Here is a 23181-nt window from a genome sequence, read left to right as displayed (position 1 = left end):
GTATTGCGCATACGGTGCTGCACTTGTGATGCCGCACCACCTGTGACTGCTTTTCCAGCAGTCCGACTGACCTTCCGCGGCCGGTCGAAACCGGACGCGGGCAATCTGCCGTGGTTCTTTCTGCCTGAGCCAGACCCGGCTGGTACACAACGCCAGCCAGAATCAGGCTCAAACACACAACTACTTGTGGGGCTTAGCGCTTCTTGCGATTGGCAATGTGGATGGCATGACCATTCACCGCCAGGGCCGCTTCGTGCAGGGCTTCGGACAGGGTCGGGTGCGAGAACACCATCATCCCCAGGTCTTCGGCACTGGTGCCGAACTCCATGCCGATGGCGCCCTGCTGGACCAGCTCGGCCGCGCTTGGGCCAATCACGTGCACACCCAGTACGCGGTCGGTATTGGCATCGGCAATCACCTTGACCAGACCACCGGTGTCGTTGGCGGCCATGGCGCGGCCGCTGGCAGCGAAGGGGAAGGTACCGACGTTAACGGCAACGCCTTCGGCCTTGAGCTGCTGCTCGGTCTTGCCGACCCAGGCGATTTCCGGGTGGGTATAGATGACCGACGGGATCAGGTCGTAGTTCATCTGTGCCTTGTGACCGGCGATACGCTCGGCCACCATGATGCCCTCTTCCGACGCCTTGTGCGCCAGCATGGCGCCGCGCACCACGTCACCGATGGCGTATACGCCCGGCACGCTGGTCTCGCACTGGTCATTGACGAAGATAAAGCCGCGCTCGTCCATGTCCACACCGCTGTCGGCGGCCAGCAGATCGGTGGTCACCGGGCGACGGCCCACAGCCACGATCAGCTTGTCGAAGGTCAGCTGCTGCTCGCCTTCGGCGTCGGTGAAGTTGACGGTCACCTGCTTCTTCTTCACTTCCGAACCGGTCACACGGGCACCCAGACGGATTTTCAGGCCCTGCTTGGTGAAGGTCTTCAGGGCTTCCTTGGCGACCTGCTCATCGGCAGCCGGGAGGAACTTGTCCAGGGCTTCGATCACGGTCACTTCGGCACCCAGGCGGGCCCATACCGAACCCAGCTCCAGGCCGATCACGCCGGCGCCGATAACGCCCAGCTTCTTCGGTACGCTCTGGAATTCCAGGGCGCCGGTGGAGTCGACGATCACATCCTGATCAACCGGGGCCGGCGGAATGTCCACCGGACGCGAGCCGGAAGCCAGGATCACATGGCCTGCCTCGATGACCTGGGCCTTGCCGTCCTTGTCGGTGACTTCGACCTGCTTATTGGCCAACAGCTTGCCGTGGCCTTCCAGCAGGGTCACGCCGTTGGCCTTGAACAGGCCGGCAACGCCACCGGTGAGGTTCTTGATGATGCTGTTCTTGCGCGCCACCATGGCCGGCACGTCGATGCTCACGCCCTTGGCCTCGATACCGTGGATGGCAAAGCCTTCTTTGGCTTCGTGGTACTTCCAGGAGCTGTCCAGCAGCGCCTTGGACGGAATGCAGCCGACGTTCAGGCAGGTACCGCCGAGGGCAACCTTGCCTTCCTTGTCCTGGTATTTCTCGATGCAGGCGGTCTTCAGACCGAGCTGCGCTGCTTTGATGGCCGCTACATAGCCACCAGGGCCGGCACCGATGACTACCACGTCAAATTTCTGGGTCATAACGTATTCCTTCTCGAATAAACCGGACGGCCCTGGTTACAGGGCCGCCGTGGGAGAAACTGGCTTTTAGATATCCAGCAGCAGACGCGCCGGGTCTTCCAGCAAGTTCTTGATGGTCACCAGGAAGGTCACGGCTTCCTTACCATCGATCAGGCGGTGGTCGTAAGACAGCGCCAGGTACATCATCGGACGAATCACCACCTGACCGTTTACTGCCATCGGACGCTGGATGATGTTGTGCATCCCCAGGATGGCCGCTTGCGGCGGGTTGACGATCGGCGTCGACATCATCGAACCGAAGGTGCCACCGTTGGTGATGGTGAAGGTACCGCCAGTCATTTCGTCGATCGACAGCTTGCCCTCTTTGGCCTTCTTGCCGAAGGTGGCGATACCGTTTTCGATCTCGGCCAGGCTCATCAGCTCGGCGTTACGCAGCACCGGCACCACCAGGCCACGGTCGCTGGACACGGCCACGCCGATATCCTGGTAGCCGTGGTAGACGATGTCATTGCCGTCGATGGAGGCATTGACCGCCGGCAGGCGCTTGAGCGCCTCGACAGCGGCCTTGACGAAGAAGGACATAAAGCCCAGGCGCACGCCATTGTGGGTCTTCTCGAACAGGTCCTTGTACTTCGAACGCAGGGCCATGACTTCGGTCATGTCCACTTCGTTGAAGGTGGTCAGCTGGGCCATGGTGGACTGGGCTTCAACCAGACGCTCGGCAACCTTGGCACGCAGACGGGTCATCGGCACGCGCTTCTCGACGCGATCGCCACTGGCGAAGACCGGGGCAGCAGCCGGAGCAGGGGCGGGCTTGGCGGCCGGAGCAGCCGGGGCGTTCTTCTTCGCTTCGACAGCGGCGACCACGTCTTCCTTGGTTACCCGACCGCCCTTGCCGGTGCCGGCAATGCTGCCCGGGTCGATGCCGTTTTCTTCGGCGATCTTGCGCGCAGCCGGCGACAGGATGGCGTCGTCGCCTGCAGCGGCAGCCGGCGCAGCGGCCTGGGCAGCCACGGGCGCCGCGGCAGCAGCCGGCGCAGCGGCGGCAGCACCGCCCTCACCTAGCATGCCCAGCACTTCGTTGGACAGCACGGTGTCGCCTTCATTCTTGATGATCTGCGCCAGCACGCCATCGGCTTCAGCCAGCACTTCAATCACCACTTTGTCAGTCTCGATGTCGACGATCAGCTCGTCGCGCTTGACCGCATCGCCCGGCTGCTTGTGCCAGGTGGCCACGGTGCCATCGGCAACCGATTCCGGGAAGGTAGGGGCTTTGATCTCGATAGCCATTGTGTGTGTTTCCTTAAATTCGGTTTCAGTCCGGAGGTGGCACCTGCCACCTCCCGGGCGATGGCGTTAAACAGTAAAGGCGTCTTGCAGCAGTTTTTCCTGCTGCTCGGCGTGCATCGAGGCGTAACCACAGGCGGGCGCAGCCGAGCCTTCACGGCCGGCGTACTCGAGGAACAGGGTCTTCTTGTGCGCGGAAGCAACACGGCGCATATGGTGCTGGCTGCAATACCAGGCCCCCTGGTTCATCGGCTCTTCCTGACACCAGACGATGTGCTTGAGGCTCTTGTACGGGGCCAGGGCCTCGGCCAGATCCTCTTCCGGGAAGGGGTAGAGCTGCTCGATACGCACGATGGCGATGTCCTCACGGCCTTCGGCACGGCGCTTCTCCAGCAGGTCGTAGTAGACCTTGCCGCTGCACAGCACCACGCGCTCGACCTTCTTCGCATCCAGCGCATCGGTTTCGCCGATCACGGTCTGGAAGGAGCCTTCGGCCAGGTCTTCCAGGGTCGAGATGGCCAGTTTGTGGCGCAGCAGCGACTTGGGCGTCAATACGACCAAGGGCTTGCGCAGCGGACGGATCACCTGGCGGCGCAGCAAGTGGTAGATCTGCGCCGGCGTGGTCGGCACACAGACCTGCATATTGTGCTCGGCGCACAGTTGCAGGTAACGCTCCAGACGCGCCGAGCTGTGCTCCGGGCCCTGTCCTTCATAACCGTGTGGCAGCAGCATGGTCAGACCGCACAGACGGCCCCACTTGTGCTCACCACTGGAGATGAACTGGTCGAACACCACCTGGGCACCGTTGGCGAAGTCACCGAACTGTGCTTCCCAGATCACCAGCGCATTCGGCGTGGTGGTGGCATAGCCGTATTCGAAGGCCAGTACGGCTTCTTCCGAGAGGAAGGAGTCATACAGCTCGAACTTCGGCTGACCTTCGTAGAGGTTCTTCAGCGGCACATAGGCGTTGGCATCCTTCTGGTTATGCAACACCGCATGGCGGTGCGAGAAAGTGCCGCGGCCGATGTCCTGGCCGGTCATGCGGATCGGATGACCTTCGAACAACAGGGTGGCGTAGGCCATGGTTTCGGCGTAGCCCCAGTTGATCGGCAAGGCGCCTGCGGCCATCTTCTGACGGTCTTCGAGGATCTTCGCCACCTGGCGCTGAACCACGAAGCCTTCCGGGATTTCCAGCAGCTTGGCGGACAGTTCCTGCAGCGTCTTGAGCTCGAAGCGGGTGTCGTGACGCGCGGTCCAGGCATGGCCCAGATAGGGGCGCCAGTCGACGAACAGCTCCTTGTTCGGCTCCTTGACCAGGCTCTTGACCACATGCTGGCCGTTATCCAGGGCGGTGCGGTAGTCGTCGATCTTGGCCTGCACGTCGTCCACCGAATGGCGTACGGCACTGGTCAGGGCATCGGCATAGAGTTCGCGGGTGGTGCGCTGCTTGCTGATCTGCTGATACATCAGCGGCTGGGTACCACTCGGCTCGTCGGCCTCGTTGTGGCCGCGGCGGCGGTAGCAGACCAGATCGATGACCACGTCACGCTTGAACTGCATGCGGTAGTCCACCGCCAGCTGAGTGACGAACAGCACGGCTTCCGGATCATCGCCGTTGACGTGCAGGATGGGCGCCTGAATCATCTTCGCCACATCGGTGCAGTACTCGGTGGAGCGCGAGTCCTGGGGATTGCTGATGGTGAAACCGACCTGGTTGTTGATCACCAGGTGGATGGTGCCACCGGTCTTGTAGCCGCGGGTCTGCGACATCTGGAAGGTTTCCATGACCACGCCCTGACCGGCAAAGGCCGCATCGCCGTGGATGGAAATCGGCAGCACCTTGTCACCGCTGACGTCACTGCGGCGATCCTGGCGGGCACGCACCGAACCCTCGACCACCGGGGAGACGATTTCCAGGTGCGAAGGGTTGAACGCCAGCGCCAGGTGCACTTCGCCACCCGGGGTCATGACGTTGGAGGAGAAGCCCTGGTGATACTTCACGTCACCGGAGGACAGGCCCTCGGTCTTCTTGCCCTCGAACTCGTCGAACAGGTCGCGCGGGTTCTTGCCGAAGGTGTTGACCAGTACGTTGAGGCGGCCGCGGTGGGCCATGCCAATGACGATTTCCTTGGTGCCATAGGAGCCGCTGCGCTGGATGATTTCATCCAGCAGCGGGATCAGGCTCTCGCCGCCTTCAAGACCAAAGCGCTTAGTGCCCGGGTACTTGGTGCCCAGGTACTTTTCCAGGCCTTCGGCAGCGGTCAGGCGCTCCAGCAGGTGCGACTGCACCTCGACGGAAAACTGCGGACGACCGCGCACGCTTTCCAGGCGCTGGGCAAACCAGTTGCGCTGTTCGGAATCGACGATATGGGTGAACTCGGCGCCGATGGTGCGGCAATATGTCTGCTGCAAGGCATCGCGAATTTCGCGCAGAGTAGCCTCTTCCTTGCCGATAAACAGACCACCGGTGCGGAAGGTGGTGTCCAGGTCAGCATCGGTCAGGCTGTAGTGATTGATCGACAGATCAGCGGGCACCGTACGCTGCCAGAGGCCGAGCGGATCAAGCTGAGCAGCTTGATGGCCGCGCATGCGGAAGGCCTGGATCATGCGCAGGACTTCGACTTGCTTCTTTTCGTGCTCACTGCTGACGCTGCCGGCGGACACCGGCTGGGCACGACGCTGATTCTTGGCGAGCAGCACAAAATGATCGCGCACGGTCGAGTGCGAGACATCGGTTGCAGCGCTGCCATCAGTCGGCAACTTCTGGAAGTAAGTGCGCCATTCTTCTGGCACAGCGTTGGGATCGTGCAGGTAGAGCTCATAGAGCTCTTCCACGTAGGCAGCGTTACCACCGGATAGGTGGGCACTGTCCCACATGCGCTGCATCACGCTTTCTTGCATGCTTGGTCACCCTCGGTAAGGGGACACCACCGGCGTGAAAACCGCATGACTGTACCAAGGCGCTTAGGCAGCGACTTGGATAAAGCCACTTCGGCTCCCGCAGATAGTCCGGGCACCAGCCCGGATGCCCCTGCTGGTCGTCGTATTTTTTCGAATAAGAAGCGTGGCTTTGTGAGCTGCGCTTCAAGCTTTACTGGGCGGCCGGACATCCCGGCCGCTCAGGTGTTACAGGTATAGCAAACGGCTTAATTCAGGTACCGCTCTGCAGCAGCATGTTGCGTACGTGACCGATGGCCTTGGTCGGGTTCAGACCCTTGGGGCACACGTTCACGCAGTTCATGATGCCGCGGCAGCGGAATACGCTGAACGGATCATCCAGGGCAGCCAGACGCTCACCGGTCTTGGTGTCACGGCTGTCGGCCAGGAAACGGTAGGCCTGCAGCAACGCGGCGGGACCGAGGAACTTGTCCGGGTTCCACCAGAAGGACGGGCAGCTGGTGGAGCAGCAGGCGCACAGGATGCACTCGTACAGACCATCCAGCTTCTCGCGCTCTTCCGGGCTCTGCAGACGCTCGATGGCCGGAGCCGGCGTATCGTTCTGCAGGAACGGCTGCACCTTCTCGTATTGCTTGTAGAAGATGCTCATATCGACGGCCAGGTCACGAATGACTGGCAGGCCCGGCAGCGGACGAATCACCAGCTTGCCGCCTTTCAGCCCTGCTGCGGACAGCGGGGTGATACAGGCCAGGCCATTCTTGCCGTTGATGTTCATGCCATCGGAGCCACACACGCCTTCACGGCAGGAGCGGCGATAGGAGAAACCCTCGTCCTGTTCCTTGATCAGCGCCAGTACGTCAAGAACCATGATGTCCTTGCCGCCGGTGTCGACCTGGAAGTCCTGCATAAACGGAGCAGCATCTTTCTCCGGGTTGTAGCGATAAACACTGACTTGCAACATATCAGCCACCCTTAATAAGTCCGGACCTTGGGTTCAAACGCTGGAACTGTCTTCGGCGCGAAGTTGACCGAACGCTTGGCCACGCGCTTCTCGCCCGGGAAGTACAGGGAGTGGCACAGCCAGTTTTCGTCGTCACGCTCTTCAAAGTCTTCACGGGCGTGAGCACCACGGGACTCTTTACGAGCCTCGGCAGCGATCGCGGTGGCTTCTGCCACTTCGAGAAGATTTTGCAGTTCCAATGCTTCGATACGCGCAGTGTTGAATGCCTGGCTCTTGTCCGCGATCTTGACGTTCGCGATGCGTGCACGCAGGTCGGCCAGTTGGGTAATGCCTTTTTGCATGTATTCCCCGGTGCGGAACACACCGAAGTAGTTCTGCATGCACTGCTGCAGTTCTTTACGCAGCGGTGCAACATCTTCGCCAGTGCTGCGCTGGTTGACACCAGCCAGACGCGCCAGCGACTGCTCGATATCGGTTTCGCTGGCACCGCGGGTTTCCACGCCTTCTTTCAGCGCTTTTTCCAGGTGCAGGCCAGCGGCGCGACCGAACACCACCAGGTCAAGCAGCGAGTTGCCGCCCAGACGGTTGGCGCCGTGTACCGACACACAGGCTACTTCGCCCACGGCGAACAGCCCTTCGATGATCTTGTCGTTGCCGTTGGCGTCCTGGGTGATGGCCTGGCCATGAATGTTGGTCGGCACACCGCCCATCATGTAGTGGCAGGTCGGGATCACCGGAACCGGCGCAACAACCGGGTCGACATGGGCGAAGGTCTTAGAAAGCTCGCAGATACCTGGCAGACGGCTGTGCAGCACGTCTTCGCCGAGGTGATCGAGCTTGAGCAGTACGTGGTCCTTGTCCGGGCCACAGCCGTTACCGGCGATTACTTCCTTGACCATGGAGCGGGCAACCACGTCGCGGCCGGCCAGGTCCTTGGCGTTGGGCGCATAGCGCTCCATGAAACGCTCGCCATGGGCGTTGATCAGGTAACCACCTTCACCACGGCAACCTTCGGTGACCAGCACACCGGCGCCGGCGATGCCGGTCGGATGGAACTGCCACATTTCGATGTCCTGCACCGGTACGCCTGCACGCAGGGCCATGCCCACGCCGTCACCAGTGTTGATCAGGGCATTGGTGGTGGAGGCGTAGATACGACCGGCACCGCCAGTGGCCAGAACCACGGCCTTGGAACGGATATAGACGGTTTCGCCGGTCTCGATGCAGATGGCGATGACACCGACGATAGCGCCGTCCTGGTTCTTCACCAGATCGACCGCGTACCACTCGTTGAGGAACGAGGTGCCGGCCTTCAGGTTGGCCTGGTACAGGGTGTGCAGCAGGGCGTGACCGGTACGGTCGGCCGCAGCGCAGGTACGGGCAGCCTGGGTCGGGTTATCCGGACCCTTGGACTGGCCACCGAACGGACGCTGATAGATGCGACCCTGCTCGGTACGGGAGAACGGCAGGCCCATGTGTTCGAGCTCGAACACGGCCTCCGGGCCGACGGAGCACATGTATTCGATGGCGTCCTGGTCACCGATATAGTCGGAGCCCTTGACGGTGTCGTACATGTGCCAGCGCCAATCATCGTTCGGGTCGGCCGAAGCGATGGCGCAGGTGATGCCGCCCTGGGCGGATACAGTGTGCGAGCGGGTCGGGAACACCTTGGTGACTACAGCGGTCTTGTGGCCGCCCTGAGCCAGTTGCAGCGCGGCGCGCATGCCGGCGCCACCGCCACCCACGATGATGGCGTCATAAGAAAGAGTGCGAATGCTTGTCATGGATCAGTTACCCCAAAGAATCTGCACGCCCCAGACGAAAAACGCGAACATGGCTAAACCACACGCGGCCTGGAAGAGAAAACGTACTGCAGTCGCCCACTTACCCAGCGCCATAGGCGTCAGGTAGTCGGTGGAAATGGTCCACATGCCTACCCAGGCGTGAACGCTGAGCGCCACCAGGGTCAGCAGGCTGAAGATACGCATGGCGTTGTTGGAGAACAGTGCATGCCATTCGGCATAACCCAGACCTGGGTTGCACACGACATAGCCCAGCAGAAAGAGTACATAAGCCGCGAGGACGACAGCAGATACACGCTGCGCCATCCAGTCATAAAGACCCGAACGCGAAAAATTGGTGACGTTGGTTACCATATCCAAACCCCCAGCAGCAGGATCACGATCGCCGAAACGACGAGAACGATTTGCGAGCCCAGCTTGCCGCCTTCCAGCGTCTCACCAATGCCCATGTCCATGATCAAGTGGCGTACACCGGCCACCAGGTGGTAAAGCAGAGCGGACAACAGACCCCAAATCACGAATTTGGCCAGCGGGCTGGTCAGACATTCCTGCACCTGGGCAAAGCCCTCTTCGGACGCCAGCGACTTGTCGAGGCCATACAGCAGAATGGCGATACCGACAAAGAGGATGACACCGGAGATACGGTGAAGAATGGACGTGTAAGCGGTGACTGGGAGTTTGATCGTCCTAAGGTCGAGGTTTACAGGTCTTTGGCTATTCACGGCTTTTTTATCACACTGAGAGCCCCTAACTATCAGGGCAAAGTTGTCGGGAAGTGCACTGGTCAGGTACCCATCACCCAAGGAGTGACAACCACCAGAATTACGGGCTTAAAACCCTTGGTAGTCGGGCGCAGAGTATAGACAGTTAGGTTACTAATGACAATGCAAAGCCCCCTGCCTAAAAGCGCATTGCACTGCCTTTATAAATGGCGTAAAGGGGCCGCAATTCAGCCCAAAAACCCTGCTCAAACCCTTCTGCCAGCTGGGTTTTCGCAAATTGACTTTCACATTTATCTCACTATAGTGGTGCGGGCCCTGCGTGGGGGGCTGTCTGATGATTTCAAGCATAACTAGGAGGCCACACATGGCTGACAAAAAAGCGCAGTTGATCATCGAGGGCGCTGCCCCCGTCGAACTGCCCGTTCTGACCGGCACTGTTGGTCCCGATGTAATCGACGTGCGAGGCCTGACCGCCACGGGTCGCTTCACCTTTGATCCTGGCTTTATGTCCACCGCCTCGTGCGAATCGAAGATCACCTATATCGACGGTGACAAGGGCATCCTGCTGCACCGCGGCTACCCCATCGAACAACTGGCCGAGCAATCCGACTATCTGGAAACCTGCTACCTGCTGCTTAACGGCGAACTGCCGAACGCAGAAGAGAAGGCCAAGTTCGTCAGCACTATCAAGAACCACACCATGGTTCATGAGCAGCTCAAGACCTTCTTCAACGGCTTCCGCCGCGATGCCCACCCAATGGCCATCATGTGCGGTGTAGTGGGCGCCCTCTCCGCCTTCTACCACGACTCGCTGGACATCAATAACCCGCATCACCGCGAAGTGTCGGCCATGCGCCTGATCGCCAAGATGCCGACCATTGCCGCCATGACCTACAAGTACTCCATGGGTCAGCCGATGATGTATCCGCGTAACGACCTGAACTACGCGGAAAACTTCCTGCACATGATGTTCAACACCCCGTGCGAGATCAAACCGATCAGCCCGGTGCTGGCCAAGGCCATGGACAAGATCTTTATCCTCCATGCCGACCATGAGCAGAACGCCTCCACCTCCACCGTGCGTCTGGCCGGCTCTTCGGGCGCCAACCCGTTTGCCTGTATCGCCGCAGGTATCGCCGCCCTGTGGGGCCCGGCCCATGGCGGTGCCAACGAGGCAGTGCTGAGCATGCTGGATGAGATTGGTGATGTGTCCAATATCGACACCTTTATCGCCAAGGCCAAGGACAAGAACGATCCGTTCAAGCTGATGGGCTTCGGTCACCGGGTTTACAAGAACCGCGACCCGCGCGCCACCGTGATGAAGCAGACCTGCGACGAAGTCCTGGCCGAGCTGGGCATCAAGAACGATCCGCAGCTGGAACTGGCCATGCGCCTGGAAGAGATCGCCCTGACCGACCCGTACTTTATCGAGCGCTCGCTGTACCCGAACGTCGACTTCTATTCGGGCATCATCCTCAAGGCCATCGGCATTCCGACCAGCATGTTCACCGTGATTTTCGCCCTGGCGCGGACCGTCGGCTGGATCAGCCACTGGAAGGAAATGCTCTCCAGCCCGTACAAGATTGGCCGTCCGCGCCAGCTGTACACCGGCTATCCGCAGCGCGACATGAAGAAGTAAGTCGCACGCCGCGCAGCCCCAACCAATGCCCCGCCTGTCGGGGCATTGGCTTTTAAAGGACCGGCAAAACCGGCAGGCACTCCCTGTTCAGCCCCTGGCCAGCCGGTAAACCCGCTCTTCCAGGCGAGTCAGGCCACGCTGCAGAAACCTCCAGTTCTCGCCCTCACTCAGCACATCACAACACTCCAGCGCCTGCAGCTGCCAGCCATCCCCGAACAGCTGCCGCACTTCGCCGTCGGCCACCGCAAAAGGCGGCCCACTCATCTGCTCCTGGGGATAGTCCAGGGTAACCAGAAGTCCCTGGCAAGCGGCAGGCAGCGTCGCACTCAGGTGCGCCACATAGCGGGCACGCATCTCAGCCGGCAAGGCGATCAGCGCCGCACGATCATAAAACGCCCCACAATCACTTAGTTGCTCGGCGTCCAGGGCGAAGAAATCGCCGCAGAAGATTTCCAGGTTGCCGGCTCGGTAGACCTGGAAATCACCTTCGTGAGCGACATGGGGCGTCAAGCCATGCTCCTCGAAGAAATCCTCCACCGCCTTTTGCGCCAGTTCAACCCCCTGTACCCGATGACCCTGGGCAACCAGCCAGCCCATATCCAGGCTCTTGCCGCATAACGGCACCAAAACCCTCGCACCGACCGGCAGATGCAGGCTCGACCAGTAGCGCGCCAGATAAGGATTGATCTCAGACTGATGAAAGCCAATTTCACTGCGCGACCAGCGCGCCTGCCAGAACTCTGCGTGCATAACGACTCCCCAAATGAACGCCCCATGCTGCCGCAAAGCCCGAGCCAGACCAATGGGGTAAATGGCCGCAGCCAGAAAATAAATCGATTCAATCGATTTGTTTACCCGGACTTTTGCGCTTTTTACCCGAAGCAGATTGATCAACCATAGGGTCACTGCCACCCAGGAGCACACCATGCTACCCAGTCTGTTTATCTCTCATGGCTCCCCCATGCTGGCCCTGCGCCCGTCCGCCAGCGGCCCTGCCCTCGCCCAGCTGGCCGCAAGCCTGCCACGGCCCAAAGCCATAGTGCTGGTCTCGGCACACTGGGAAACAGCGGATTTGCAGGTTACCCGCTCATCCGCACCGGGCACCTGGCACGACTTCCATGGTTTCCCCGAGGCCCTGTATCGACTGCAATACCCGGCACCGGGGCTGCCTGAGCTGGCTGAGCGGGTCATTCACCTGCTGGCCCAGGCCAATCTTCCCGCCACCGCTGACGAGCAGCGGCCGCTGGATCATGGCGCCTGGGTGCCTCTGTCACTGATGTACCCCAAGGCCGATATTCCTGTTGTCCAACTGTCCTTGCCCAGTGCCGCCGGACCTGCCCTGCAGACCCGTATCGGCCAGGCTCTGCGCGACCTGCGCAATGAGGGCGTGCTGCTGATCGGCTCAGGCAGCATCACCCACAATCTGCGCGAACTGGATTGGCAGGCAGGCCCATCGAATATCGCACCCGCCTGGGCCCAGGACTTTCGCGACTGGATAGTGGATAGACTGCAACGTGACGACGAGGCAGCCCTGCACGCCTACAGGCAGCAAGCGCCTTATGCCACGCGCAACCACCCAACGGACGAGCACCTGCTACCGCTGTTCTTTGCCCGCGGGGCCGGCGACCGCTTTCAAGTCGAACACCAGGGGTTTAGCGAAGGCACCCTGGGGATGGATATCTACAGCTTTCACTGAAGTTGCAGTCAGCCCGCCGCAACGCACAGAAAAAAGGCGCCCCATGGGGCGCCTTGGCATGATCGGCCAGTCGACTCTTCTCAGTCCGGGTTGACCGCGCCGATCTTGTGCACCGCCAGGTCGGCGCCATTGAACTCGTCTTCCTGACTCAGGCGAATCCCCACGGTCGACTTGAGGATGCCGTACACCAGAAAGCCACCGAGCAAGGCCACCAGCACGCCCAGCGCTGTGCCCACCAGCTGGCTGGCCAGGCTCACGCCGCCCAGACCGCCCAGGGCCTGCTGACCAAAGATGCCGCAGGCGATCCCACCCCACACGCCGCACAGGCCATGCAGCGGCCAGACCCCCAGCACATCATCCACCTTCCACTTCACCTGGGTGGCGGTAAAGGCCCAGACGAACAGCGCACCGGCAATCGCACCGGTAATCAGCGCACCCACCGGGTGCATCAGGTCGGAGCCGGCGCACACCGCCACCAGGCCAGCCAGCGGGCCGTTATGCAGGAAGCCCGGGTCATTGCGCCCCACCAGCAGCGCCGCCACGGTGCCACCGACCATGGCCATCAGCGAGTTGACCGCTACCAGCCCACTGACGCCGTCCAGGGTCTGGGCGCTCATCACGTTGAAGCCGAACCAGCCGATGATCAGGATCCACGAGCCCAGGGCCAGGAACGGAATGTTCGACGGTGCGAAGGCCACCAGGCGCCCGTCGCGATAACGCCCGTTGCGCCGCCCCAGCAGCAGCACCGCGCCAAAGGCCAGCCAGCCGCCCACACCATGCACCACCACCGAACCGGCAAAGTCATGGAAGCCAGCACCAAAACGCGCCTCCAGCCAGGCCTGCAGCCCGTAGTTGCCATTCCAGATCATGCCCTCGAAGAAGGGGTAGACGAAGGCCACGATCAGCACGGTGGCGCACAGCTGCGGGCCGAACTTGGCGCGCTCGGCGATGCCACCGGAGATGATCGCCGGAATGGCCGCAGCAAAGGTCAACAGAAAGAAGAACTTCACCAGGCCATAGCCATGGTTCTCGGTCAGTATGCTGGCCGGCTCCAGAAAGGTGATGCCGTAGGCCACCCAGTAACCGACAAAGAAATAGGCCAGGGCCGACACGGCAAAGTCCGAGATGATCTTCGACAGGGCATTGACCTGGTTTTTCTGGCGCACCGTGCCCACTTCAAGGAAGGCAAAGCCGGCATGCATGGCCAGCACCATGACCGCGCCAAGCAGGATAAAAAGGGTATTGGAGCCGTGAATCAGGGTTTCCACGGCACTATTGATGTTTTCCATCTGCGAAGAAAACTCCGTCATGGGAAATGGCACCAAAGAAGGTCACAAGCAGAAAAAACGCACCATCAGGCAGCGCCTGCTCTGCTGCAACACCTCACGCACACCCCGTATCAGCACCAAAAAATGGCCATACCGGGAACGCTTTCTGGCGCAATTTCTTTAATTATTAATAGGTTATAAGCGCACCATGACATCCTGGCCGCGTCCAGCAGAGCCCCACAACAGGGCACCAAAACCATAGCGCGCACCACACCAATGCAAGCGCTATACCAGCTCCCGTTGCCACACGCCTGCCAGCCGAGCGCCACAATGCGGCCCAGAGCCCGCGGCCACAGCCCTGCGCTGGCGCCGCCGCAATGGTGGCCACATTTTTGCTAGAGCCCTGTATTGCGTGCCCGTAGTGAGGCAGCGTTCAGTTCTAAGGATCTACCGGTGTTCGACGGCCACCCCCTTGCTGTTTTCCAACCTTTTATCGATACCGCTACCGGACACATCGCCGGAGTCGAGGCCCTGGCCAGGCTGCGCACGGCTGATGGCCAGCTGCATTCCGCCGGCCCGCTGTTCGCGGCCGCAAAGACGCCGTCAGCGGCCCTGCGCCGGCTCGATCGAGAAGTGCGCCAGAATGCGCTGGAACGCTTTCAGCAGGCCCCAGCCGACTGGTTTCTCAGCCTGAATATTTCGCCGCGCTGGATCAGCCGTCTGCGTCCGGAGCAACCCCTGCCCAGCCTCAAGCAATTGCAACACAGCGGTATTGACGCGCGGCGCATCGTCTTCGAAATCACCGAGCTGGGCGGTGCCAGTCAGCGTTTGCCCGGCGTGGTGCAGCGTTACCGGGATGCCGGCGCCCGCGTGGCCATCGATGATTTCGGCGCCGGTTACTCCCAGCTGGATCGGGTACTGGCCCTGCAACCCGATATCCTCAAGCTGGACATGCGCCTGTTTCAGGACGCCGCCCGTGGCGGGCCGAGCAGCGAGGTGGTCAAGGCTCTGGCACAGATGGCAGAAAAGACCGGCTGCTGGATCATTGCCGAAGGTGTGGAAACCGAGGCCGAGCTGGATTTCGCCCTGGAGTGCGGGGCGCGTTATGTGCAGGGCTATCTGTTCGCCAGGCCGGAACGGGAGTTCTTTCCCAGCCAGGCCTTCGTCAAGCGCTTTGCCCGTCTGCGCGATCACTATGTGCAGCAGAAGCTGGCCGAGCGCGCCAGCCTGATGACCCTGCGCCAGCAGCTCAGCGAGATGATGAACAGGCTCAAACACTGGGCCGAAAATGGCTCGAAAACCGAGCACCTGCCCACACCTGAGGCCTATCCCTGGCTGCTGCGCACCTATCAGTGCGATCGTCATGGCACCCAGCTGAGCCCCAATCTGGAATGGCGTGATTGCCGCTGGCACAGCGATAACCGCTACCTGGGACACAACTGGTCGTGGCGTCCCTATTTCTACCAGCTGCTGGCCGAAGGCTGGGAGGAGCGCCGCCTGATTCTCTCCAGCACCTATCGCGATGCCACCACCAATCAGTATTGCCTCACCGCGGGGCAATTTATCGATAACGGCAGAAGACTGTTATTGATGGATATCGATGCCGCCGGCTTTTAGCCAATCGGCCTGGGATGACGTGGTAACAGGCAGGCGGCGACCAACCAAGCCGGTATAGCGCCACAGCACTTGCAGCCAGCCGCGGGAACCCCGAAGCTAGGGTCTGTTGCCACGTTATGGCGAGGATCTGATTTGGATTGGCACACCCTGCTCACCCGTGAACGTCTCGGCAAGCCGACCCACAGTGTCGCCGAACTGGGCCGCACCCCCTTCCACAAGGATCACGACCGCATCATCTTTTCTGGGGCCTTCCGCCGCCTGGGGCGCAAGACCCAGGTGCACCCGGTATCGAGCAATGACCATATCCATACGCGCCTGACCCACTCCCTGGAGGTCAGCTGCGTGGGCCGCTCACTGGGCATGCGCGTCGGCGAGATGATCCGCGATGCCCTGCCCGACTGGTGTGCCCCCAGCGATCTGGGCATGGTCGTACAGTCGGCCTGCCTGGCTCACGACATCGGCAACCCTCCGTTCGGCCACTCCGGCGAAGACGCCATCCGCCACTGGTTTCAGCAGGCCGACAGCCGCGGCTGGCTGGATGCCATGAGCAGTGCAGAGCGCAGCGACTTCCTCAACTTCGAGGGTAATGCCCAGGGTTTCAGGGTGCTCACCCAACTGGAGTACCACCAGTTCGATGGCGGCACACGCCTGACCTACGCCACCCTCGGCACCTACCTCAAGTACCCCTGGAGCGCGCGCCACGCCGAAGCCCTGGGTTACAAGAAGCACAAATTCGGCTGCTATCAGAGCGAGCTGCCCCTGCTGGAGCAGATCGCCGGCAAGCTCGGCCTGCCGCAGCTGGACGAACAGCGCTGGGCCCGTCACCCGCTGGTCTATCTGATGGAGGCCGCAGACGATATCTGCTATGGCCTGATTGACCTGGAAGATGGCCTGGAAATGGAGCTACTGGACTACCGCGAAGTGGAGGCCCTGCTACTCGACCTGGTCGGCGATGATCTGCCGGAAACCTATCGTCAGCTCGGCCCGCAGGATTCCAAACGACGCAAGCTGGCGATCCTGCGCGGCAAGGCCATCGAGCATCTGACCAACGCCGCCGCCCAGGCTTTCGTCGAGCAGCAGAGTGCCTTGCTGGCCGGCCAGTTGGGCGGTGATCTGGTCGAGCATATGCATGGTCCGGCCAAACGCTGCGTGCAGAGCGCCAAGGCCATGGCCCGGGAGAAAATCTTCCAGGACAAGCGCAAGACCCTGCACGAAATCGGCGCCTACACCACCCTGGAGATTCTCCTCAACGCCTTCTGCGGCGCGGCCCTGGAGCAGCATGGCGGCCGCACCCCGTCCTTCAAGAATCGACGCATTCTCGACCTGCTCGGGCATAACGCCCCAAACCCGGACCAACCACTGTACGGGGCCTTCCTCCGCATGATCGACTTTATTGCCGGCATGACCGACAGCTACGCCACCGAAATGGCCCGGGAAATGACCGGCCGTTCCAGCCCGGTATAGCGCCCATGACACCCCCGCAGCGCAGCCATTTCCGCTGGCACCCCGGCCCACCGGCCTGGGGCTCGGCCATGATTGCCGGCCTGGGCTGCGCCCTGCCGCTGCTGCTGGGTCTGTTCAGCGCCCACCCGGGATTTCTCTGGGCAGCTCTCGGCGCCTTCCAGGCCGCCCAGGCCAACCCCCTGCACCGCCTGGGCATGCTGCGTATGCTGATGTTCTGCGCCCTGGGTGCCAGCAGCGTGGCCCTCGGCTTCTGGGCGGCCAGCCATGCCTATGCCGGGATTCTGGTCTTTGCCCTGTTCGGTTTCCTGCTGGCCTGGCTGCAACGCTACGGCAGCGAAGCCGGCAAACTGGGCATCAGCCTGGCCATCTGCCTGTGCATCGGCCAGGGCCAGGAAGGCCTGGGCAGCCTCAACAATCCGGCGGCCATCGCCATGCTGTTTATCCTCGGCGGGCTCTGGGTGATGCTGCTGGCTTTCGGCATGCGCGGCCTGCACGGCCTGCGCATGTGGCCCTATATGCCGCGCTTTATCAGCATCTTCAAGGTGCTCAGGCGCTATGCCAAACGCCTGCCGCAACAGCAATGGCGCCTGCACGCCCTGAGCTGCACCCTGGCCTTCGCCCTGGCCGGTCTGATCGTCAACCTGGCCAATCTTGAGCGCGGCTACTGGCTGACCCTGATCGTGGTCAGCACCCTGCAGCTGGATTTCCAGGGCAGCCTGGTGCGCGCCCTGCAATCCATCCTGGTCAGCGTGGCCATCGCCGGCCTGCTGATCCTGCTCGGCTACAGCCTGCAGGATCCCGCTACCCTGGTGGCCATCCTGCTGCCACTGATCGCCCTGTGTCGCGGATTGCAGGCCAACCATTACGGCCTGTTCGTCCTGCAGATCGGGGTGTGTTTCATCCTCCTGGCCGATAGCCTGGCCCTGGACTGGGACAACGCCGAGATGCGCCTGCTCAATGCCCTGTTCGGCGTGGTACTGGCTCTGTTTATCACCCTGCTGGAACACGGCCTGCGCCAGCTACCGAAACGGCACGCCCCCCGCGTCGATCGCCAGTCAAAGCAGTAAACGCACTCAAAAAAGCGTTACATATTCTTTTCGCTTTGACCCTGACCCGCGCTTGGCCTTCACTAAGCTGTGCCTATACCCAACAGCAGGGAAGTTTCAGGCCATGCCCGGAAATATGCGCAAACCGCCACGCCGTATCCCGCTCCATCTGCATATCAGTGTTTTATTCACCATCCTGCTGGTCATTACCGGTGTTGTGCTGGGCATCTTCAACTACCGACAGACCACTCAGATCATCTTCTCCAGCAGTCAATCCCTGTTCCAGCGCATCGAACAGGATGTCCAGCAGGATATTGCCGGCACCTACCAGCCCATCCGCCACCTGCTCGGGCTGCTGGCGCTCAACCAGGCCACCCAGAGCACGACCCTGGATGAGCGCCTGGCCCTGCTCAAACCCTTTGTCCAGGCCCTGCGCGACAACCCCAAGCTGGCCTCCCTGTACCTGGGCTACGAGGACGGGGACTTCTTTATGGTGCGACCGCTGCGCAGTGATGCCCTCAAGACGCGCTTCGATGCACCGGACAAGGCGGCCTATCAGGTCTGGTCGATTGAGCGCAACCGCGCCGATACCGAAGCCAGCTACCTGTTCTTCGATGGCTCGCTGAACCTGATCAGCCGCAGGCAGAAGCTCAAGGAAAGCTTCGACCCCCGTACCCGTCCCTGGTTTCAGAGTGCCCGCGCCGATGGTGGGCAGATCACCACGGCGCCCTATGTGTTCTTTTCCACCCAGGAAGTGGGCACCACCCTGGCCCGGCGTGCCGGCCTTACCACGGTACTGGCCGCCGACCTGACCCTGAATGATCTCTCCGCCACCCTGGCCCAGCACCGGGTGACCGAGCAGACCGAAGTGGTGCTCTACGATCCCCAGGGCAATACAGTGGCCTACCCGGACAGCAGCCGCCTGCTGACCCAGAATGGTGAACTCAAGCTCACCCCCGCGGCCGAACTCAGCCCGCCTCTTGCCGCCTTGCTGACCCGCGATCCGGCGCCAGACGAACAGGTGCTGGAAGATGGCGGACGGCGCTGGATCCTGTCCCGCAGCCATATTCAGGAAGGCGGCCCCCAGGGCCTGCACCTGGCCCTGCTGGTGCCCGAAGACGAGTTGCTGACCGAGGCCTATCGCATTCGCTGGCAGGGTGCCCTGATCACCCTGGCCATCCTGCTGCTGTGCCTGCCATTGGGCTGGCTGACCTCACGCATTATCGTCAAGCCCTTGCGCGCCCTGGTGCTGGAGGCCGAAGCCATTCGCAGTTTCGATTTCAACTACCCCTCCAGCGGTCGCTCCCCCATCCTGGAAGTCGACCAGCTGGCGGTATCCATGACGCGGATGAAGGAAACCATTTCCAGTTTTCTGGAAATTTCCGCCAGTCTTTCCGCCGAAACCCGCTTCGACGCCCTGCTCAAGCGCGTGCTGGAAGAAACCCTGGACATCAGCGAAGCCGACGGCGGCCTGATCTATCTGCTCGACAACGAAACCGGCCTGCTGGAACCCCAGGGCCTGTTTATCAATGGCGAGCAACACAACCTCGACCGCCATGACCTGGGCGCATACGACCTCAAGGCCAACCAGATCCCGGACTGGCTGCGTCAACCGGCCAGTGGCGGCGCCAGTACCGCCACCTCCATCGGCTTCGACCAGGCCGGCGACTTCCGCAAGCTGCTGCAGACCCTCGACAGCCCCCGGGTACATCTGGTCGCCACCGGCCTGCACAACCGCCAGGGCGCCACCGTGGGCCTGTTGCTGCTGGTACACCGGGATCTGGGCGACGAGTCCAGCCTGGCCATGCAGCGCCCCGAACGCATTGCCTTTGTCGAGGCGGTCTCCGGGGTGGCGGCCCTGTGCATCGAAAGCCAGCAGCTGCTGCTGCGCCAGAAACAACTGCTGGATGCCTTTATCCAGCTGATCGCCGGTGCCATCGACGCCAAGAGCCCCTATACCGGCGGCCATTGCCAGCGCGTGCCGGAACTGACCCTGATGCTCGCCGAAGCCGCTGCCAACAGCGACGCTGCGGCCTTCAGCGACTACCAGCCCAGCGATGAAGACTGGGAGGCCCTGCATATCGCGGCCTGGCTGCATGACTGCGGCAAGGTCACCACCCCAGAGTATGTGGTGGACAAGGCCACCAAACTGGAGACCCTGTACGACCGCATCCATGAAATCCGCATGCGCTTCGAGGTGCTCAAGCGCGACGCCTGGATCGCCTACTGGCAGGGCTGCGCCCAGGATGGCGACAACGCCCAGCTGGCCGCCCTGCGCGACGAACTGCTGAGCACTCTGGATGAGGAATTCGCCTTTGTCGCCCAAAGCAATCAGGGCGGCGAGGCCATGGCCGATGAAGACCTGCAGCGCCTGGCGCAGATTGCCTCGCGCACCTGGCTGCGTACCCTGGACGATCGCCTTGGCGTGTCCTGGGAGGAAGGCAAACGCCAGGAGCGTACCGCCAGGCCGGCCCTACCGGTGCTCGAACAGCTGCTGGCGGACAAACCCGAGCACCTGTTCGAGCGTCCTGCCAGTGAGCTGATCCCCGCCGACAACCCTCTGGGCTTCAAGCTGCAGGTGCCCCAATACAAGTTCAACCGTGGCGAGCTGTATAACCTCGGCATTCGCCGCGGCACCCTGACGGAAGAAGAGCGCTACATCATCAACCACCATATCGTGCAGACCATCCTGATGCTCAACCGCCTGCCCTTCCCCCAGCATCTGCAGAACGTCGCCGAAATCGCCGGCGGACACCACGAGAAGATGGACGGCACGGGCTACCCCAAACGCCTGACCCGGGAGCAAATGAGTCTGCCGGCGCGGATGATGGCCATTGCCGATATTTTCGAAGCGCTGACCGCCGTGGATCGCCCCTACAAGAAGGGCAAACTGCTGTCACAGTCCCTGGAGATCATGGCGGGCATGTGCAAGGGCGCCCACATTGACGCTGAGCTGTTTGCCCTGTTCGTGCAGGAAAAGATCTATCGCCGCTATGCCGAACGCTTTCTCGGCCCGGAGCAGATCGACGAAGTGGATGAAGCGGCCGTGCTGGCCAAGGCGGGACTGAGGGGATAACGCAGAAGTGGAACGCTCGGGGCATGCAGGCATGCCCCGAGTCCTGCATCAGGCCTGGTTGATCGGGTTTTCCGGGTACCAGACATCCAGCAGCGGGCTGGCAGTGAAATCGACCAGCTCGTTACGGCCTTTGAGCCAGGCTTCAACAGCTGCGCGCTGCTCTTCGCTGACCGAACCGCGCTTGGCCAGGCACACCAGGCCAAAGTCATCGCCGCCCACATAGCCCAGGCCGTTGGCGGTCATGGCGTCACGCAGGAACTCGCTGAGGAAGCTGTCGATGGCGGCATCGGACAGGTCTTCCTTGAAGTTCAGGTTCAGCTCAAAACCCAGCTCCTGGAACTCATCCACGCAGAGTTTTTTACGCAGACGACGGGAACGGTTAGTAGCCATTGAACAATCCTCAAGAGTGATAACGCGCGGCACTCTAGCAGCTTACGCGCCAGCGCGCCCGTTTCTCTGCCCAAAGGCCCATGCCGGTGATGACAAAAAGTCCTGCCGAAGCGGCGGTGCAGGGCGCTCTCGGCACAGCCTTAAGGCATAATCAGCGGCATCAGGCTGCATCCACGCACCGCTTCTCACTTTTATGCCCCTCACCTGGAGGGTACTGCCCCATGCTTAAAACCCTGTGTCACCTGGCCCTTGCCAGCCTTATCCCCCTCAGTCTTTCCCTGCAGGCCGCCACCACCAGCCTGCCGCCCAAGGTGCAACAGGCGCTCAAGGCCAACAAGATCAGCCCGCAGTCCCTGTCCGTGGCGGCCATTCCGCTCAATGGCCCGGGCCAGAGCACCTTCTTCAATGCCGACATCTCGGTCAACCCGGCCTCCACCATGAAGCTGGTGACCACCTATGCCGCCCTGGAACTGCTGGGCCCCACCCACCAGTGGAAGACCGAGTTCTACAGCGATGGTCCGCTGCGCAACGGTGTGCTCAGCGGCAATCTCTACCTCAAGGGCGGCGGCGACCCCAAGCTGAACATGGAAAAGCTCTGGCTGCTGCTGCGTGACCTGCGCGCCAATGGCGTACAGCAGATCACCGGCGACCTGGTACTGGATCGCAGCCACTTTATCCAGCCCGAGCTGCCCAGCTTCAACGACGACGGTGGCGATGCCCACAAGCCCTTTCTGGTGACCCCGGACTCGCTGCTGGTCAATCTCAAGGCCCTGCGCTTTATCGCCCGTAACGAGGCCGGCACGGTGCACATCGTGGCCGAACCGCCAATCGCCGATATTCAGATCGATAATCGGGTCAAGGCCCTGCCGGCGGCCAAATGCCCGGGCTGGCCGGATGTGCGCTACAACCCGGTGCGCGATGCCGAAGGCACCCGCGTCGTGGTCACCGGCCAGCTGGCCGAAGGCTGCAGCTCACAAACCTACCTGTCACTGCTCGACCATCCCGGCTACGCCGCCGGCGCCATCCGTGCCATCTGGAAGGAACTGGGCGGCAGCATCAATGGCCAGGATCGCCTGGGCCAGGTACCGAGCGATGCCCGCCTGCTGGCCCGCTCCTTCTCCCCGGACATGGTGGAGATCATCCGCGACGTCAACAAATACAGTAACAACACCATGGCCCGGCAGCTGTACCTGAGCCTCGGTGCGCAGTTTCGCAACGAGGCCGATGTCGACGATGGCCGCGCCGCCCAGCGGGTGATTCGCAGCTGGCTGGCACGCAAGGGCATTACCGCGCCCCATCTGGTGATCGAGAACGGCTCGGGGCTGTCCCGCGCCGAACGGGTCAGCGCCCGGGAGCTGGCCAAGATGCTGCAAGCCGCCTGGCACAGCCCCTATGCTGCCGAGTTCATGACCTCCCTGCCCCTGGTGGCGATGGATGGCACCATGCGCCGCCGCCTGCACAGAACGCCCTTGGCCGGCGAGGCGCGGATCAAGACCGGCACCCTCAACAATGTGCGCGCCATCGCCGGCTACAGCCGCGACAGCAACGGCAACAGCTGGGCGGTGGTGGCCATTCTCAATGACCCACGGCCCTGGGGCGCCTCGTCGATCCTCGATCAGTTTCTGCTGGATCTGTACAAGCAACCCAAATCCAGCGTCCAGCGCTGATAGGCCCGATCCGCAGGG

General features: G+C 61.8%; 17 protein-coding genes. 7 read left to right on the top strand and 10 right to left on the bottom strand.

From position 1 onward, the window contains the following. Nucleotides 1-193 precede the first annotated feature (193 nt). The 7 genes from lpdA to sdhC all read right to left on the bottom strand — a co-directional run bounded on the left by lpdA (nt 194) and on the right by sdhC (nt 9300). Complete coding sequence (lpdA, locus tag GJV18_RS10590; RefSeq protein WP_160345216.1) at nt 194-1630, bottom strand: dihydrolipoyl dehydrogenase; 1437 nt, start codon at nt 1628-1630, stop codon at nt 194-196. Nucleotides 1631-1696: 66 nt separating this feature from the next. Beyond that, nucleotides 1697-2920, bottom strand: a complete 1224-nt coding sequence (odhB, locus tag GJV18_RS10585) for a 2-oxoglutarate dehydrogenase complex dihydrolipoyllysine-residue succinyltransferase (protein WP_160345214.1) — start codon at nt 2918-2920, stop codon at nt 1697-1699. A gap of 66 nt (nt 2921-2986) precedes the next feature. Further along, the gene (locus GJV18_RS10580) at nt 2987-5818 is read right to left on the bottom strand and encodes a 2-oxoglutarate dehydrogenase E1 component (RefSeq protein ID WP_160345212.1); all 2832 of its coding nucleotides are present in this window, start codon (nt 5816-5818) and stop codon (nt 2987-2989) included. Between the two features lie 250 nt (nt 5819-6068). Then, the gene (locus GJV18_RS10575) at nt 6069-6776 is read right to left on the bottom strand and encodes a succinate dehydrogenase iron-sulfur subunit (protein ID WP_160345210.1); all 708 of its coding nucleotides are present in this window, start codon (nt 6774-6776) and stop codon (nt 6069-6071) included. A gap of 11 nt (nt 6777-6787) precedes the next feature. After that, nucleotides 6788-8560, bottom strand: coding sequence for a succinate dehydrogenase flavoprotein subunit (gene sdhA / locus GJV18_RS10570; protein ID WP_160345208.1), 1773 nt, complete (start codon nt 8558-8560; stop codon nt 6788-6790). 3 nt (nt 8561-8563) lie between these two features. Continuing rightward, entirely contained in the window at nt 8564-8932 is a 369-nt protein-coding gene (gene sdhD, locus GJV18_RS10565; RefSeq protein WP_160345206.1) for a succinate dehydrogenase, hydrophobic membrane anchor protein, read from the bottom strand. Beyond that, nucleotides 8926-9300 carry a succinate dehydrogenase, cytochrome b556 subunit gene (gene sdhC, locus GJV18_RS10560; protein ID WP_160345204.1) on the bottom strand — a complete coding sequence of 125 codons (375 nt, stop codon included), beginning with the start codon at nt 9298-9300 and terminating at the stop codon, nt 8926-8928. Before sdhC ends, sdhD begins: the two co-directional genes overlap by 7 nt. Before the next feature lie 364 nt (nt 9301-9664). On the opposite strand from sdhC, the gene gltA reads away from it, so the two are divergent. Then, nucleotides 9665-10939, top strand: coding sequence for a citrate synthase (gltA, locus tag GJV18_RS10555; RefSeq protein WP_160345203.1), 1275 nt, complete (start codon nt 9665-9667; stop codon nt 10937-10939). A gap of 87 nt (nt 10940-11026) precedes the next feature. Here the strand turns inward: gltA and GJV18_RS10550 are convergent, their stop codons facing one another. Continuing rightward, nucleotides 11027-11689 carry a thiopurine S-methyltransferase gene (locus GJV18_RS10550; RefSeq protein WP_160345201.1) on the bottom strand — a complete coding sequence of 221 codons (663 nt, stop codon included), beginning with the start codon at nt 11687-11689 and terminating at the stop codon, nt 11027-11029. A 175-nt stretch (nt 11690-11864) separates the two neighbouring features. Here GJV18_RS10550 and GJV18_RS10545 point away from each other — a divergent pair, with 175 nt between their 5' ends. Continuing rightward, nucleotides 11865-12635 carry a DODA-type extradiol aromatic ring-opening family dioxygenase gene (locus GJV18_RS10545; RefSeq protein ID WP_160345199.1) on the top strand — a complete coding sequence of 257 codons (771 nt, stop codon included), beginning with the start codon at nt 11865-11867 and terminating at the stop codon, nt 12633-12635. Between the two features lie 80 nt (nt 12636-12715). Here GJV18_RS10545 and GJV18_RS10540 read toward each other — a convergent pair whose 3' ends face one another. After that, nucleotides 12716-13924, bottom strand: coding sequence for an ammonium transporter (locus tag GJV18_RS10540; protein ID WP_160346077.1), 1209 nt, complete (start codon nt 13922-13924; stop codon nt 12716-12718). Between the two features lie 432 nt (nt 13925-14356). Between GJV18_RS10540 and GJV18_RS10535 the strand changes: the two genes are divergently transcribed. From GJV18_RS10535 to GJV18_RS10520, 4 genes are all read left to right on the top strand, one after another. After that, on the top strand, nt 14357-15520 hold the full coding sequence (locus GJV18_RS10535) for an EAL domain-containing protein (RefSeq protein ID WP_160346075.1): 1164 nt from the start codon (nt 14357-14359) through the stop codon (nt 15518-15520). A 132-nt stretch (nt 15521-15652) separates the two neighbouring features. After that, a complete protein-coding gene (locus GJV18_RS10530) occupies nt 15653-16984 on the top strand; it encodes a deoxyguanosinetriphosphate triphosphohydrolase (RefSeq protein ID WP_160345196.1) in 1332 nt (443 codons plus the stop codon). Between the two features lie 5 nt (nt 16985-16989). Beyond that, nucleotides 16990-18051, top strand: coding sequence for an FUSC family protein (locus tag GJV18_RS10525; RefSeq protein ID WP_160345194.1), 1062 nt, complete (start codon nt 16990-16992; stop codon nt 18049-18051). A gap of 103 nt (nt 18052-18154) precedes the next feature. Beyond that, nucleotides 18155-21106 carry an HD domain-containing phosphohydrolase gene (locus GJV18_RS10520; protein ID WP_178113430.1) on the top strand — a complete coding sequence of 984 codons (2952 nt, stop codon included), beginning with the start codon at nt 18155-18157 and terminating at the stop codon, nt 21104-21106. A 48-nt stretch (nt 21107-21154) separates the two neighbouring features. Here the strand turns inward: GJV18_RS10520 and GJV18_RS10515 are convergent, their stop codons facing one another. Next, nucleotides 21155-21496 (bottom strand): YggL family protein, encoded by a 342-nt coding sequence (locus GJV18_RS10515; RefSeq protein WP_160345192.1) that lies wholly within the window; start codon nt 21494-21496, stop codon nt 21155-21157. A 221-nt stretch (nt 21497-21717) separates the two neighbouring features. On the opposite strand from GJV18_RS10515, the gene dacB reads away from it, so the two are divergent. Further along, complete coding sequence (gene dacB, locus GJV18_RS10510; protein WP_160345190.1) at nt 21718-23163, top strand: D-alanyl-D-alanine carboxypeptidase/D-alanyl-D-alanine endopeptidase; 1446 nt, start codon at nt 21718-21720, stop codon at nt 23161-23163. Nucleotides 23164-23181: the final 18 nt, after the last annotated feature.

It is taken from the genome of Pseudomonas xionganensis (genome assembly GCF_009763245.1).
GTDB classification, from domain to species: Bacteria; Pseudomonadota; Gammaproteobacteria; order Pseudomonadales; family Pseudomonadaceae; genus Aquipseudomonas; species Aquipseudomonas xionganensis.
Note: the sequence above shows the minus strand (reverse complement) of the source record. Positions and strands in the feature narration are given on the sequence as shown.